Consider the following 15695-nt stretch of genomic DNA (forward strand, 5'->3'; position numbering starts at 1 on the left):
AACAAACCAAATTTCATTCTTTCGCTGCACTTACGCTTGTTGCTTTTCTTAAGCTTGTTGCCTTTCTTAAGCTTGCTGACAGTAACCTGGAACTCTAAACCACTTACGGCACATATCTAAGAAGTAACCGTACAATACGCCCATACCACAAGAGATCACCGCGTTACTGGTTACCGCAGTCACGATCTGGTCGCTTGAAGCACCAACAGCTAACAAAATACCAGCATACACTGGGGACTGGAATAATACATAAGCCATAAGGTCTGACAGGTTTTTCATCAACGAGCTGTGTGAAAGCTTTGCACCATTACGCAAGAACCAATCACGGAACACGCCATAAGGCCATGCAATGGCAATATTTACCGGAATCGACAGCGTTCGAGAAGCAAGAGATTGCTCGAACGTCATACCAGAGATGAACACTTCTACGATCATGCCGGAGATAAAACAGAAAACTACCATAGCAAATGTATCCGCCGCTGCGTTACGAATACAAAATGGACCACGAGACTTCATTGAGCGTTAAACCTAAAATATATCACTACCTATTTAGTGATTTAGCAACATATAAACAAGGCACTTTCGCACCTCACCAGATAATGTCGCTATTAAAACACAAGATTAGTAGTCATACATTTCAAATTCAAAATCAAGTTGTAAATTAACAACCAAAAACCATTTAAAAACCAGTCACTTCAACCAGGAAATCACTTAAAGGTCAAAATATAGGCGATTCGTTATTAACTTTCCGTAATTAAACAACAACTATGCCATGGGAAGGTTCACGGTCATTATGTTGATAACATCTTGAGTCGGCGGAGCGCCCAAAGAAACCTGTTCTAACGCTTTATCGACTTGAAAAGAAAGCTCAGCATTGTCCATAGGTTCGACATGCTTACGTAGGCTTTCTAACGCAGACTGAATCAGGTCTAGGTTATTGTCTTCTAACGCGACATAGAGTGTCACGAGTAGCTCTTCGGTATTGTCCTTGTTGTGCAGATCAGGTTTCGGTAGTGAGCGGCTTGGGCTCTTATTCTTATGAAGGTTCGTATCGTGACTGTTTAAGCTCACAGGCTTAACTAAAGGCCCGTTCTCATTCTGACTTTTGGTTTCATGATATTGATACAACTTATTAGAGTAACGGAACAGGGCATCATCAAGTTCACGCTCATCAATCGGCTTAGCGATAATATAATCTACTCCAGCCCCAAGCATACGCTCACGAGTCTCTTTGAAGACATCAGCCGTACAACCAAATATCAATACTGAAGACACTTCACCAATTAGCGCTCGAATAGCTGTTGTTGATTCTACGCCGTCCATGACTGGCATGTGGTTATCCATCAACACGAGGTCAAATCGTTCAGCAACAAGCGCCTGTATCGCCAGTTCACCATTTTCAACGCTCTTGCAAGTAAAGCCCTTGCTATTCATAAAGGTCTCAATGATTACCGTGTTGGTTCGATTGTCTTCAACGATCAGCACCTTCAAACCAGAATAATCTAACTTCTTGTGTGGCAGGCTCTCTATTTCACCAGGCTGACAAGGTTGTATTTTCAAACGTACATCAAAGCTAGTGCCTATCCCCTCCTCACTGGTGACGGTAATGTTGCCATCCATAAGTTGAGTAATTTTCTTCACAATGGCTAGGCCAAGTCCTGTACCACCAAAACGTCTTGTCGTCGAAGACTCCGCTTGTTCAAACGGTTTAAAAATACGCTTTTGCGCCTCTTTCGATATACCGATGCCGGTATCACGAACTCGGATGCTGAGGTAAGTATCGCCGCCCTCGACCATCTCTTTAAGGTAAACCTCAACAAAACCGCGTGAGGTGAACTTCACCGCATTATTTAAGAGATTAAATAGGATTTGACGCAAGCGAGCTTTGTCGGAAAAGTACCAACGACCGGAAGGCACTTCCGAATAGACCTTAAATTGAAGCCCTTTCTCTGAAGACAATGTGTAGTAAACACTGTTGATACTGCCGATGATCGAATCCAGCGGGAAACGCGTCTCATCAAGATCTAACCGACCCTGCTCAATCTTTGAAAAGTCCAAGATTTCGTTCAGCAAGGTCATCATGTGATCGCCTGATTCATACAGACTCTTTAAGTGCTTCTCTTGCTCAGCATTAAGTGGAGTTTTTAACAGAATTTGCGCAGTACCTAAGACACCATTCATTGGGGTACGAATTTCGTGTGACAGGGTCGCAAGGAAAGCGGTCTTTGCATTGGTTGATGCTTGCGCTTTCACTTTTTCTGCTTCGAGATATACCGTCTTCTCATTGAAGGTTTTGATTAGGTGGCCGATCTCATCATGACTTGAATAATCAACGTCAATCACCTCACCGGCTTTTGAACTGTTAACCTGAGTGGCTATGTTAGTGATTGGAGTGATTAAATAACGGTTAAGTAAGTAGTAACCCGCCATCACACACAGTAGCAACAAGGGAACAATACCACCCTCGATACTCATCACCTGACGAAACACTTCGTCTGCTACCCGCGATTTAGAGTTAACGACATCGACTTGCCAGCCAAATTCACCGAATTGATTGCTACTAATGTAGATCCCTTCAACGAGATTAAAGTTATGAGAAACCAAGACTTGGTTTAGCTTGTCTCTCAAGGTAATACCAAGGTTGTACTCTTCTGCATGGTTCTTAATAAAACCCAGTAACTCTTCCAAAGAGAGGTCCACCGTCGCGATACCCGCAAAGGTGCCATCGTAGTAATAAGGCGAAGACGCCGTGATCATTCGAACGTGCGTGTATGGATCGATGTAGACATCACTCCATGAGATGGTTCCCTGCGGTTCATCGACCACTGAGGTATACCAGTATTCTTCGTGATAAGGGGCATTTTTAGGATTGTTGTAAGAAAACAGTTGGTCGATGGTGCCATCGTCAGCTTTGTTGAAGAAGTAACTGTTCAGCAACTTATCGGGATCGAGCGTGTAAGGTTCAGGCCAAATACCAGCACTGACGATTGTGTCGTCACTCGCGGCTAACATCGACTTGAACAGCGGGATAACATCTTCGCCTTTACGATGCGCCTGAGCAAAGCCAACTAAACTATCAACAAAGCCTTGAGAGCTGCTGAGTGGCTCTGTAATCAACGAAGACAGCAATTGCGTACGTAGATCGAGGTTTTGCTGCAGTTTGGCGCGCACGGGGGATTCTACGACGTAATACGTCACACTACCGACAATAGCGATAAACATTGCAAGGTATAACCCAAGCGCTACCATGCTTTTTTTCTTTAAGGACGACCGTATCTGCATAATTCTTTTATTGTTTTCTTTTCTGTTAAACCTAGTGTTTATCATCAACGACATCAAGCCTTTTTAGATTGAAGCTTGATTGGCACAAGTTCATTGGTACTATAAGCGCAAATATGTTCCCTTTTACGGTACCTCACTTTGACTTTACAAGATATTCTTGCGCTTCCAGAGTTGGAAGGAAAGCTAATCACAGAACACAAAACCATAGGCTTTGTCACTGCAATGGCTGCAGCGCCTAATGTGTTAACCCCGCATGAGTGGCTACCGTTCCTTTGGGGTGGCGAAGAAGTTGCTCCTTTCACTGATGGCGAGCAACTAGAAAGCTACATTGAAGTGATCATTGCGCTTTGGAACAAAACGCGTCCAGAATTAATCGAAGGCACTTGGGCTTGGCCTGAAGCTTGTCAATTAGACGAAGAGGAAGTGGTTAACACTGCTGCTCGTGATTTCTGTGAAGGCTTACTTCAAGGCTGGCAGATTGCCCGTGATGATTGGGAAACGCTAATGCCTGAAGATAGCGAAGACAACGCGCTTGTAGGCGGCGTTCTACTTTCTCTTAGCATGCTTTACGATCCAGAAACTTCAATCGCTACGCTTGCAGAACAAGGCATTGAAGGTTTAGAGCAGTTTGAAGAGATCTTCAATGCGGTTCCTGTGATGCTTTGCGGCCTAACTCAGCGCGGTATTGCTCTGGCTGAAGCTCAATAAAAAAGTATTCAACAAAAGCACTTAACTAAACAACAAAAGGCCTCACATGAGGCCTTTTTTAATTAGAGCATGCTAAGTAACGCGAAAAACTCCAAATACCTAGAAGAGCACTCACATCAAAAAGATTCGTTACTTAAAAGCCTTTCCAATCAAAGTCATCAATACGCTCATCAGCAATATAGAACAACTTGGTACCACTGCTGACAACTTGATCCAATTCTGGGTTGAGCTCAATACCATTTCCGGAGTCTATCGCAATCAAGGTCGCTTGATAGTTCTCTTTAAACACAGAGAAAATCGGCGCAACGGTCACAGGCTCAGCGTCTTGAGGGTAATAAGTCGAATACTGTGTCATGCCACGTGTCGAGCTGAGTAGTTCTTGGTGCAGTGCACTGGAACCGGGATCAACAGCAGCTTTTGCAAGCATCTCTGCACCTACTGCCGGAATACATTCGGAGTTTGGGCAATGTTTATGTAGCAAGTCACTCAATGCTTCATCTTTAAAGTAAACCAACAGATGTGCTTCTGGATTTCGGTTGGCACAGTAAAGAGCGGCAGATAAGGTAATATCATCTTCTGGGTTATCAATCAGAATACAACTGGCTGACTCAATACCCGTCTTTTCCATCTCTTTGCCATCTGTGTAGCTGTTTACTTTAACGAAATTAATTTCGCCGGGTAACGGGTTCTCAATATCTGAACGAGTACATAACACAATTGGTCGCCTGCCCGTCTCTTCGTGCTGCAACATACGAATGAGGTGAATAGTTCTTTGCTCATTCCATCCAAGCATCAAAATGTGGTTGTCCACTCTAACTCTCCTTTTTCCTAGCAAGCCCGCTCGCCAATATTCAACACCTTCTGTCGCTACCTTGCCGAGTAAGGCCGCGAAAAGACTCAGTCCACCCGGAATAACAAACAGTATAACGATCCATTGCCCTGCTTCTGTCGTAGGTGATAAGTCGCCGTACCCTACTGTTGAAGCGGTCACCACTAAGTAATATGCGAACGTGGTAAACGAGCCAGTTAGAGCTGTTTCACCCGCTAGATACAAACTCGACCATGACAGAAATACGTAGCCTAAGAAGGTGAATAGTAAGTTTTTTCCATTCAAAACAAAGATATTTGCTTTGACCCAACGTTTGAGTTGTAACCAGATTATCATTCGAGCCTCGAATCCTTCGATCTTACTTATATGCTAGAAAAAATACACGATATCAACAAGATGAATCATCAGAAAAAGATACATGCTCACAAGATTGATATTTATCAGCTTATCTTTGGGCACAAAAAAACCAGCACTATAGGCTGGTTTTTAATTTAGTCAGATAAATAAGCCGCTTAAGCGTTGCCTTTTACCTGCATGTTTAGCTGCTCTGCGAAATCTAGCATACGGTTCAATGGGATAAGCGATTTAACACGTAGCTCGTCAGAAACGAAGATTTCGTGTTGCTCACCGCCATTCTCAAGCGCATTTTCAATCGCTTCAAGGCCATTCATCGCCATCCAAGGGCAGTGTGCACAGCTACGACAAGTTGCACCAGCACCCGCCGTTGGTGCTTCAATCAGCTCTTTTTCAGGAACCAGTTGTTGCATCTTGAAGAAGATGCCTTTGTCTGTCGCGACAATCATCTGTGGATGAGGCAGCTCTTTCGCTTTCTTGATTAATTGGCTAGTAGAACCAACGGCATCAGCCAGCTCAACAACGCTTGCTGGAGACTCTGGGTGCACAAGAATTGCAGCTTCAGGGTATACCGACTTCATTTTCTTCAATGCATCAGCAGAGAACTCATCATGAACGATACACTCACCTTGCCAAAGCAACATGTCAGCGCCGGTTTGATTCGCGATGTAAGAACCTAAGTGGCGGTCAGGGCCCCAAATAATTGGTTTGCCTTCAGCGTCTAGGCTTTCAACGATTTCTAGAGCAATGCTCGACGTCACCACCCAATCTGCACGAGCTTTAACAGCCGCAGAGGTGTTCGCGTATACAACGACAGTGTGGTCAGGGTGAGCATCACAAAATTCTGTGAATTTATCAGCAGGACAGCCAAGGTCAAGTGAACATTCTGCTTCAAGCGTTGGCATGAGAATGCGTTTTTCAGGAGTAAGGATCTTTGCAGATTCACCCATGAAACGAACACCTGCGATGATCAAAGTGCTTGCTGAGTGACGGTTACCGAATTTAGCCATTTCTAATGAATCGCCAACGAAACCACCAGTTTCTTCTGCCAGAGCCTGAATTTCAGGATCGGTGTAGTAGTGTGCAATTAGAACTGCATCTTTTTCTTGAAGTAGTTTTTTGATGTTTGCGATGTGGGCCTGTTTCTGAGCGTCGCTCAATGGAACTGGCTTAGGCGGAAACGGGTAAACTGTATCGATTTTATCTAGTATATGACTCATTGCTCTTGCTCTACGCAACTTCTTCCGAGAATCCGAGTATTCTACACAGGACAGCGATGAGGATCAAAAAGGATTGGTTGTAAGCAAGTACAGTTAGATATTGAAACAGGCATAAAAAAGAGGCGCCTTAGCACCTCCATTTGGTTTTATAAGTGGGTTTGCGCCACTTTAGCCGAAGCACTATTTGGGTACTCGGTAACGACTTGTTGGTAATATTTCTTAGCTTGCGGCGCATTATTGTTGCGCGCTGCTATGTCACCAAGCTTAACCAGTGCGTCCGCTCGCTTGTTTGAGTCTTTGTACGACACAACAGCGGCAAAGCTCTTCACGGCTTCTTTATCTTGCTTCTTAGCAAAATAAAGCTGACCTAACCAGTAATGAGAATTAGGTGTGAAGGTAGAATCTGGGAAGTCTTTTTGAAACTTCTGGAATGCAGCAATTGCACCCGTGTAGTCTCGTTGCTTGAGAATCATGTCTACAGCATTTTGATAAGCAGTCTGCTCATCGACATCAGTACTGAACGTACCAGAAGCTTCTTTAGAGCCTTCGCTCGCGGCTACTGCTACTGTTGCGGTACCTGCTGCTTTCACCTCACCTCTTACGCGATCAAGCTCGATAAAGAGTTCACGTTGGCGCTCTAGCATTTGTTTCATATCGTAACTGTTGCGTTCTAGCTCACCACGAAGTTCACTGATTTCCAGTGCCATGTCGTCGATTTGCTGTTGCATTTGAAGCTGAACAAGATTGCGATTTTGAAGCAGGCGCTCTAAACGCTCAATATCTGATTCGTTAGATGCTGATCGAGAGGAAGAAGAAGTTGAATTGGTTGCGGTGCTATTGAGATCGGATACTGGAGCTGGTGCAGCGAACGCAGTGTTCGCTGCACTTGCCAGTAACGAAAGCAAAATAACTCGCTTTGTGTTACTGAACATGAGGCAATTCCTCAATTAAATAGCTTACTAAGATTAGTAAACTAGTACTGCGCGACGGTTTTTAGCGTACACATCTTCAGATTGACCTAGAAGAAGTGGCTTCTCTTCACCGTAGCTTACGATAGAGATTTGGTCAGCTTGAACACCTAGAGCTTGTAGGTATTTTGCTACAGCTTGTGCACGACGCTCGCCAAGTGCGATGTTGTACTCAGGAGTACCGCGCTCATCAGCGTGACCTTCGATAGTTACTTTCATGTCTACGTTCTTAACTAGGTAAGCTGCGTGAGCTGCTAGCATTTCTTCGTAGTCGCCAGCGATAGTAGAGTTATCGAATGCGAAGTAAATTGTTTGAGTTTCACGTAGTGCTTGCTCTTTAAGCTCTTGCTCAGACAGTTGACCGTTAGCGTCAATTGGCGTTACAACAGTTGTATCTACGTTGCCTTCTGAACCAGAAGTTGTTTGGTTGCTTTCAGTACCAGAAGTTGCAGATGTTGCTTCATCAGTTGAGCTACATGCCGTTACTGCCATCACTGGTAGTGCAATCATCAAGCCTTTAAGAACTTTATTAAGTTGCATCGTTTTTTCCTTACGTTATCAAACTTAGTTTCTACAGCCGACTAAGTGCTATAGATAGTTAATGCCACAATAGTTAACACTATCAATAGCTAAAAGAATCTGTGACTTTTCCTAGAGGAACGGTGACCATGCCGGCGCTCTTACGCGTCCGTTGGTAGCCGGTAATCTAGCTTTAAAGCGACCATCGATAGACACCATCGATAGTACGTTCGTCTTGTTGTAAATAGAGCTATAGATAACCATACCTCCATTTGGTGCAATACTTGGAGATTCATCTAACAATGTTTTTGTTAGTACTTGAACCGCACCGGTTTCCAAATCTTGTTTAGCCAAGTTAAAACCTGAGTTGCTGCGATTTACCATTATCAGGAATCGTCCATCAGGGGTAATCTGACCACCTAAGTTTTGGCTACCTTGCCAAGTAATACGAGAAGTCGAATTATTGGACAAATTTACATTATATATCTGAGGTTTACCACCACGATCAGACGTAAAAATAAGAGACTTGCCATCTGGATGCCAGAATGGTTCCGTATTATTCGAACGGCCGCGGGTAATTTGAGTCAGTTTACGGGTTGCGAGGTCAAGTGTGTACACCTGAAGACTGCCCGTTTTCGACAATACTAGCGCTAGCTTTTTACCATCAGGAGAGAATCTTGGCGCACCATTATGACGTGGGTATGACGTCACTTTCTCACGTTCACCCGTGTAAATATTCATGATGAAGATTTCAGCTTGGCCATTCTGGAAGCTTACGTACGCAAGCTTTTTACCGTCTGGTGACCATGCCGGCGACATTAGAGGCTGCTTAGAGCGAAGTACTAGGCGCTCATTGAAACCATCGTAGTCTGCTACGCGAAGCTGGTACGGGTATTTGTCTTTGTCATTCACAACAACGTAAGAGATACGTGTTAGAAACGCGCCTTTTTCACCTGTTAGCTCTTCATAAACCAAGTCAGAGATACGGTGTGCGTACTCTCTTAAGCGCTTACCTGGTACGGTCGCTTTCTTGTTGAACAACACGTGATCTTTAGAAAGCACCAATTGACCTTCATCGCTTAACGCTCGGCTTTGTCCTTTCGTCAGCTGACCACGAACAATATCGATCAGTTGGTAATTCACCACGTACTGCCCTTCGGCGTTCTTCGTGATGCTACCTGTTAATAGTGAATCAACACCTAGGTTTGTCCAAGCGTCAAAGTTCACCTCAGTTTCGCTGTAAGGCGTTTGCGGCATTTTGCTTGTCGCAACTGGGCTAAACTTACCACTGCGCTGTAAGTCAGAAGCGATAACCGCTGACACATCGTGTGGTAGTGGCTCTGCACCTTCCCAGCGGAAAGGTACGATAGCAATAGGTCGTGCAGAGTTAATACCGTCTGTAATAACTAGCTCCAGTGCTGCATGTGCAAACTGGCTGCTTGTCGCTATTACAAAAACAAAACTCAGTAATAGTTTCTTTAACACAAGTTCGTCCTTTTACTCTGGTGATACCGTTAAATTAATGTCTTTTAGTGACTTCACAATGTCTGGGTCTTTAGGCAGTGGGTAAGATTGTACCTGTGCCACCGCACGCTTGGTTGCTGCACATAAGCGGCTATCGCCATCCAATATGCTTAGGCTACCCAAGATAGCGTTTGATCCTGTTGGAATAAGCTTGAGGTTAACTCGGCATGAGCGACCTCGGTAGCTGTCTTCTAACAATAGGTTTTGTTGAATCAATTGGGTGTAAATTGCACCGTAACGCTGCGCTTCATCACTAATAAATTGTTGTCTTGCTGAAGAGTTTTGAGTCGCTTCAGTTTCAAGCCCTGCAAAGATATCGTTCAGTGCAGCTTCTTGCTGTTTGCGCTCTTTCTCAGCCCTGGCTGCCGCCTCTTTTGCTTTACGTGCCTTCTCTGCTGCAGCGGCGGCTTCTTTCTCTTTCGCTATACGCTGCTTCTCAGCACGTTCAGCGGCTTCTTTTTCTTTACGAGCTTTTTCAGCGGCCTCTTGTGCAGCTTTCTCTTTTGCCACGCGTTCTTGTTCCGCTTTTGCAATCGCTGCTTCTTTCGCTTTACGCTCTTTCTCAGCTTTCACTAGAGCCGCCTCTTTTAACTTGCGGTCTGCTTCTGCTTTAGCAGCTTTCTTCTTCTCTTGCTCTAAACGTGCTTGTTCAGCTTTGCGTTTTTTCTCGTTTTCGACACGTCGCTTTTCTGCTTCTCGTGCGGCTTTCGCATCCTTCGCTTGTTGCTCTTTTAGCTTACGGATGTTTTCTTCTTCAGCCTTACGATTCTTTTCTAGCCTTTCACTTTCGCGTCGAAGCTTGTCTAGGCGCTCTTGCTCTTTCTTACTCGCCGCTTCACGTTGTTGACGGATTTGTTGAGCTTGTTGACGAACCAATTGAGGGTCGATAACGACAGCCTGAACCATCTGCCCCGTAGGTTTTGGTTCAGACATAGTAAAGTCCGCTCCCCAAATGAGAGCAACGAATAAGACAACGTGCAGCCCAAGTGAAATTAGAAGCGGCTTTTTAAAACTATTGGATTTTTTATTATTCGCTTTCATGAATGCTACGGAGCTATTCCCTTATATCCGTTAAAAGGCCAACCTTTGGCACACCTGCACGGCTTAATTCATCAAGTAACAAAACCACTTCAGCGTAAGGAGTAGCAGCATCGCCGCCCACCGCCACTGGAGAATTCGGTTTCAAAGACAGTTCAGCTTTTACTCGAACGATAATATCTTCCAATGACAAGCCACGCTGCACCTCTTCGTCGTTGACACTTAGGCCAAGCTCACCATCTTTGTTCACTTCAACGATAATGAAACTCGCATTGTCGTCGCCTAATAAATCTTGCGCTGACTTAGCGGTTGAAGCCTGAGGCAGTTCAACATCTACACCTTGAGTAACAAACGGTGACGTCACCATAAAAATGATCAGCAGCACGAGCATAACGTCGATATAAGGTACAACGTTAATCTCAGCTGTCATTTTACGTTTTTTAGGTTGGTATCCAGCCATCTATTATTCCCTGCCAGCCATCGCTTGACGGTGAAGAATGCTGTGGAACTCTTCAGAGAAAGTCGCATAGTTATGTTCTAACTTACCAACACTGCTGCTAAAGCGGTTGTATGCCATTACAGCTGGAATCGCCGCAAATAGACCCATCGCTGTTGCGATAAGCGCTTCTGCAATACCTGGCGCTACCATAGCGAGTGTTGCTTGCTTTACTTCACCTAACGCGATGAATGAGTGCATAATACCCCAAACTGTACCGAACAGGCCGATGTATGGGCTGATTGAGCCAACGGTTGCTAAGAAAGGTAGGTTGGTTTCTAACTCATCCACTTCACGAGCCACTGCTACGCGCATTGCACGGCCAGTACCTTCCATGATGAAGTCAGGAGACGTTGCGTTTGATTTACGAAGGCGAGCAAATTCAGTAAAGCCTGCGTAAAAAATTTCTTCTGTTCCAGAAAGCTCGTCTTTGCGCTTATTGCTCTCTTGGTACAACTTAGCCAGATCAACACCAGACCAGAATTTATCTTCGAAGACTTCGGCTTGTTTAGAAGCTTGAGATAGCACCTTACTTCTCTTGATGATCATCGCCCAAGAAACGACAGACATGCCCATAAGGGTCAGCATGACCATTTTCACTAGTAAACTAGCTTCTAGAATTAGGCCTAAGATTGAGATTTCAGCAGTCACTATTCGTTAGCTCCGTAAGAATAAATGTTGGCATTGCCTTGGGTTTCATTTTTTGATTTTCGATACATGCTACCTTAACCATTGCTTTACACAATGCTTTGCCATCAGGATTTACGATCTCTTGACAGAAGACCAAGGTAGCTCGCTTTAACTCGTAAATATTTGTAATGACTTGTAAAGAATCATCAAGACGTGCGCCTTGAATGAAATCAATATCCATATGTCGGACTACAAAACCGATGTTTTGTTCTAATAATACTTGTTGAGAAACGCCAATTGAGCGCAGCATCTCAGTTCGAGCACGCTCGAAGAACTTGAGATAATTCGAGTGGTACACCACGCCACCTGCGTCGGTGTCTTCGTAATATACGGTTACTGGCCACGTAAACGGCTTAGATAATCCCTGCAAATTGATACCACAAACCAAAAATCGATAAAGACATCACTATAACCTAACTCCTTATCATTAATAGTATATGGCTGTGAATTTTTTGATTTAATAGACGAAAAAAAAGGCCATCTGTATAAGATGACCTCTTTTTGACTAAAAACCCAACAAGTACAAAGGCTCACGTTCAATGAGAACCTAAACCACACCTATTTTATAGAAGGCGTAGCACCGTTAGGTAGAGCAGAATGGTGAGTGAAACGTATGGGCTAAACAGTAGTTGCCACATCCAAGCTCTCGGTTTAAATCCAACACCGTAAACCATGCTTGAGCATACTGCCCAAATAAACATAGGCCCGATGATCGCGTTAAATCCACCGATGCTTGCTGCATACGCTTCAGGATCCCACATCACTAAACCAACATGCATGAAACCCAATATTAGGGACAAAGCTCTTAAGAGAGTCTTGTCCATTGGTCGATGCAGCTTAGCGACTTGTTCTGCGAGATTACTCACTGTCTTTGTCCATCATTTCAGAATGCTCAAGCCATAGAGCATTGATGATGCCGAATGCACATGCTAGAAGTACACCCAAAATCCATGCGAAATACCACATAAAATTTCTCCTAAGTTATTTCACTTCTAGCTTAGTAAGCTGAAACGTCGTTATCTTCGATGTGTTTCTTATCTAGGCGACCGAACATTTTGTAGTATGTCCAAGTTGTGTAGCCAAGAATCACAGGAACCATTACCGCCGCAACTGCAGTCATTAGACCAAGTGTCAGCTCACTCGCTGTTGAATCCCACATAGTCAAACTATGGTCAGGGTTCAGGCTTGATGGCATTACGAATGGGAACATTGCAAAACCAGCCGTTAAGATAACACCAGCGTTAGATAGGCTCGAGAATAAGAAAGCAAAACCACCGCGCTCAAGACGAGATGCAATCACAGCGAACAGTGGCATAACCACACCAAGAATCGGTGCTGCCCACATTGCTGGGTACGTCTCGAAGTTTGTCATCCACGCGCCAACTTGAAGTGATACTTCTTTGTTTAGCGGGTTAGAGTCTGCGAACGTGTCAATCGTGCTTGTAATGACATAGCCTTCGATAGATTGAACCCAGAAGCCACCAATAACAAATAGAACAATTGAGACCAGGCCTGTGATCTGAGCAACGTTACGAGCACGAGCGTGCAGCGCTTCTGTCGTCTTCATTTGTAGCCATGTTGCACCTTGCGTCACGAACAACATCAGAGCCAATACACCACATAGCAATGCAAACGGGTTTAGCAGAGCGAAGAATGTACCGTGGTACTTAGACATCATTAGGTCGTTCAGGTCAAATGGAACACCTTGTAGAAGGTTACCAAATGCTACACCAAAGATGATTGGCGGAACTGTGCCACTAAAGCAAAGTGCGTAGTCCCACGCTTTACGCCATTTTGGCTCTTCAATCTTAGAACGGTAATCTAGAGCCAGTGGACGTAGCCAAAGCGCTGCTAGAGTCACGTACATAGCAAAGTAGAAGCCAGAGAAAGACGTTGCGTAAACCAGTGGCCAAGCGGCGAACAGTGCACCACCAGCCGTGATTAACCAAACTTGGTTACCATCCCAGTGAGGGGCAATCGTGTTCAGCATGATACGACGTTCAGTGTCACTCTTACCGATAACCGGTGAAAGTGCTGCAACCCCCATATCAAAGCCATCAGTTACTGCGAAACCTACCAGCAATACACCGATTAGGATCCACCAAATAAGTCGTAAGCTTTCGTAATCAAACATTAATATTCCCTCACTTATACTTCAACTGAACGGCTAACTTTGTCTTCAACAGAGTTATCGTTTTGTTCGAAGTGGTAACGGCCTGTCTTCAAGCTACTTGGACCTTTACGTGCGAATTTCAGCATTAGGTAAACTTCTGCAATCAGGAACACTGTGTACAGTGCCAAGATAGCGAATAGAGAAGTCCATAGCTGTTCAATAGTTAGTGCTGATGCAGCAACGTTAACCGGTAGGATTTCACCAACCGCCCATGGTTGACGACCAAATTCAGCAACGAACCAACCTGCTTCAATCGCAATCCAAGGTAGTGGGATTGAGAATAGTGCTGCTTTAAGTACCCATGGTTTCTGTTCGATCTTCTGACGACACGTTTGAACAAACGCCGCACCGAATACAAACAGCATGATGAAGCCACAAGCAACCATCAGACGGAATGACCAGAATAGAGGCCAAACTGTTGGGATAGAATCATCCGCAGCCATTTGGATTTGGTCTTCTGTTGCATCAACAACGTTGTCTGTGTAGCGCTTAAGAAGTAGACCGTAACCTAGGTCACCTTTCACTTCGTCGAACGCTGCCATGTTTTCTTCAGACTTATCGCCTGCACGTAGTTTTTCTAGAAGCTCGTAAGCGTACATACCAGTACGGATACGATCAACGTGGTCATCACGTAGGTCACGTAGACCCGTTACTTCTTTATCAAGAGAACGCGTTGCAATGATACCCATTACGTAAGGGATCTTAATTGCGTAGTCAGTATCCATTGTTTCTTGGTTAGGAATACCAAAAACAGTAAATGCTGCGGGTGCTTCTTCCGTGTGCCACTCTGCTTCTACTGCAGCTAGCTTCACTTTCTGAACTTCACCAAGCTCGTAACCAGATTCATCACCTAGTACGATCACTGACAAGATCGCCGCCATACCGAAAGATGCTGCAATCGCGAAAGAACGACGAGCAAAGGCAAGGTCACGACCTTTAAGAATGTAGTATGAGCTGATACCAAGGATGAACATCGCACCCGTTGTGTAACCAGACGCTACTGTGTGTACGAATTTAACTTGCGCTACCGGGTTTAGTACAACTTCAGCGAAGCTCACCATTTCCATACGCATGGTTTCAAAGTTAAATTCCGCACCCACTGGGTTTTGCATCCAGCCGTTTGCTACCAAGATCCAAAGCGCAGAGAAGTTAGAGCCAAGTGCTACTAACCAAGTTACCGCTAAGTGTTGACGCTTTGACAGTCTGTCCCAACCGAAGAAGAAAAGGCCAACAAAAGTAGACTCTAGGAAGAATGCAACAAGCGCTTCGATAGCTAGCGGAGCACCAAAGATGTCGCCAACATAGTGAGAATAGTAAGACCAGTTAGTACCAAACTGGAACTCCATGGTTAAGCCTGTCGCTACACCAAGAGCAAAGTTAATACCAAACAATTTACCCCAGAACTTGGTCATGTCCTTGTAAATTTGCTTGCCAGTCATTACATAAACAGACTCCATGATGGCAAGTAGAAATGCCATACCTAAAGTCAGTGGAACAAATAGGAAGTGATACATCGCTGTAAATGCAAACTGCAATCGCGACAGATCAACAACATCAATCATGGTAACTCCTTTGTGTCGGCTGAATGACACTTGTGTGATTATTCACCTCAAAAATCCATGTTAAAACAATTTGTAGAATTGTTATTACAACTTGAAATTTGTAGCAAAAACGTACCGTTATAGTTAGATTATTGTTAAGCATGAGCTAATATAGCTGGCGCTAATATTACTGGTAAAATCAGTATGTTTCAAAAGGTTTATGGGAGAACCCTGCGTTGATTTGTATCAAATTTATTCGTGCAAAATAGGGTTAATTTTGTACAAATATGATTAAAATCACACCAATTCGGCTTGTCTTAATAACAGTGCATGATACCTGTGACAAAACCTCA

The 15695-nt window shown here is 44.3% G+C and carries 16 protein-coding genes; 1 reads left to right on the forward strand and 15 read right to left on the reverse strand.

Annotation, left to right across the window (positions count from 1 at the left end; all coding sequences use genetic code 11):
* Window positions 1-66: 66 nt before the first annotated feature.
* Both OH460_RS17870 and OH460_RS17875 read right to left on the reverse strand, forming a co-directional pair.
* Window positions 67-516, reverse strand: coding sequence for an L-alanine exporter AlaE (locus tag OH460_RS17870; RefSeq protein WP_269999037.1), 450 nt, complete (start codon window positions 514-516; stop codon window positions 67-69).
* A gap of 249 nt (window positions 517-765) precedes the next feature.
* A complete protein-coding gene (locus OH460_RS17875) occupies window positions 766-3282 on the reverse strand; it encodes an ATP-binding protein (RefSeq protein WP_443088686.1) in 2517 nt (838 codons plus the stop codon).
* 138 nt (window positions 3283-3420) lie between these two features.
* Here OH460_RS17875 and OH460_RS17880 point away from each other — a divergent pair, with 138 nt between their 5' ends.
* On the forward strand, window positions 3421-3990 hold the full coding sequence (locus tag OH460_RS17880; protein ID WP_171730688.1) for a UPF0149 family protein: 570 nt from the start codon (window positions 3421-3423) through the stop codon (window positions 3988-3990).
* 133 nt (window positions 3991-4123) lie between these two features.
* Here the strand turns inward: OH460_RS17880 and OH460_RS17885 are convergent, their stop codons facing one another.
* The 13 genes from OH460_RS17885 to cydA all read right to left on the reverse strand — a co-directional run bounded on the left by OH460_RS17885 (window position 4124) and on the right by cydA (window position 15363).
* Complete coding sequence (locus OH460_RS17885) at window positions 4124-5155, reverse strand: potassium channel protein (RefSeq protein ID WP_269999039.1); 1032 nt, start codon at window positions 5153-5155, stop codon at window positions 4124-4126.
* A 176-nt stretch (window positions 5156-5331) separates the two neighbouring features.
* The gene (nadA, locus tag OH460_RS17890) at window positions 5332-6393 is read right to left on the reverse strand and encodes a quinolinate synthase NadA (protein ID WP_008219920.1); all 1062 of its coding nucleotides are present in this window, start codon (window positions 6391-6393) and stop codon (window positions 5332-5334) included.
* A 146-nt stretch (window positions 6394-6539) separates the two neighbouring features.
* Window positions 6540-7325 carry a tol-pal system protein YbgF gene (gene ybgF / locus OH460_RS17895; protein ID WP_008219921.1) on the reverse strand — a complete coding sequence of 262 codons (786 nt, stop codon included), beginning with the start codon at window positions 7323-7325 and terminating at the stop codon, window positions 6540-6542.
* A gap of 33 nt (window positions 7326-7358) precedes the next feature.
* Window positions 7359-7901, reverse strand: a complete 543-nt coding sequence (pal, locus tag OH460_RS17900) for a peptidoglycan-associated lipoprotein Pal (RefSeq protein WP_004741083.1) — start codon at window positions 7899-7901, stop codon at window positions 7359-7361.
* A 111-nt stretch (window positions 7902-8012) separates the two neighbouring features.
* Window positions 8013-9365: a Tol-Pal system beta propeller repeat protein TolB gene (gene tolB / locus OH460_RS17905; protein WP_061032859.1), complete on the reverse strand. Its 1353-nt coding sequence runs from the start codon at window positions 9363-9365 to the stop codon at window positions 8013-8015.
* Window positions 9366-9377: 12 nt separating this feature from the next.
* On the reverse strand, window positions 9378-10445 hold the full coding sequence (gene tolA / locus OH460_RS17910; RefSeq protein ID WP_171366668.1) for a cell envelope integrity protein TolA: 1068 nt from the start codon (window positions 10443-10445) through the stop codon (window positions 9378-9380).
* 13 nt (window positions 10446-10458) lie between these two features.
* On the reverse strand, window positions 10459-10902 hold the full coding sequence (gene tolR / locus OH460_RS17915) for a protein TolR (RefSeq protein WP_004741086.1): 444 nt from the start codon (window positions 10900-10902) through the stop codon (window positions 10459-10461).
* A gap of 3 nt (window positions 10903-10905) precedes the next feature.
* The gene (tolQ, locus tag OH460_RS17920) at window positions 10906-11589 is read right to left on the reverse strand and encodes a protein TolQ (protein ID WP_008219926.1); all 684 of its coding nucleotides are present in this window, start codon (window positions 11587-11589) and stop codon (window positions 10906-10908) included.
* Window positions 11579-12016: a tol-pal system-associated acyl-CoA thioesterase gene (gene ybgC, locus OH460_RS17925; protein ID WP_269999040.1), complete on the reverse strand. Its 438-nt coding sequence runs from the start codon at window positions 12014-12016 to the stop codon at window positions 11579-11581. Before ybgC ends, tolQ begins: the two co-directional genes overlap by 11 nt.
* Window positions 12017-12191: 175 nt before the next feature.
* Entirely contained in the window at window positions 12192-12494 is a 303-nt protein-coding gene (gene ybgE / locus OH460_RS17930) for a cyd operon protein YbgE (protein WP_032498481.1), read from the reverse strand.
* Window positions 12487-12594 carry a cytochrome bd-I oxidase subunit CydX gene (gene cydX, locus OH460_RS17935; protein ID WP_000270284.1) on the reverse strand — a complete coding sequence of 36 codons (108 nt, stop codon included), beginning with the start codon at window positions 12592-12594 and terminating at the stop codon, window positions 12487-12489. The genes ybgE and cydX overlap by 8 nt, the downstream gene beginning before the upstream one ends.
* 31 nt (window positions 12595-12625) lie before the next feature.
* Window positions 12626-13762, reverse strand: coding sequence for a cytochrome d ubiquinol oxidase subunit II (gene cydB / locus OH460_RS17940; protein WP_269999041.1), 1137 nt, complete (start codon window positions 13760-13762; stop codon window positions 12626-12628).
* Between the two features lie 14 nt (window positions 13763-13776).
* Window positions 13777-15363, reverse strand: coding sequence for a cytochrome ubiquinol oxidase subunit I (gene cydA, locus OH460_RS17945; RefSeq protein ID WP_061032863.1), 1587 nt, complete (start codon window positions 15361-15363; stop codon window positions 13777-13779).
* Between the last annotated feature and the right edge of the window lie 332 nt (window positions 15364-15695).

It is taken from the genome of Vibrio sp. Makdt (genome assembly GCF_027587015.1).
Lineage (GTDB): Bacteria > Pseudomonadota > Gammaproteobacteria > Enterobacterales > Vibrionaceae > Vibrio > Vibrio chagasii_B.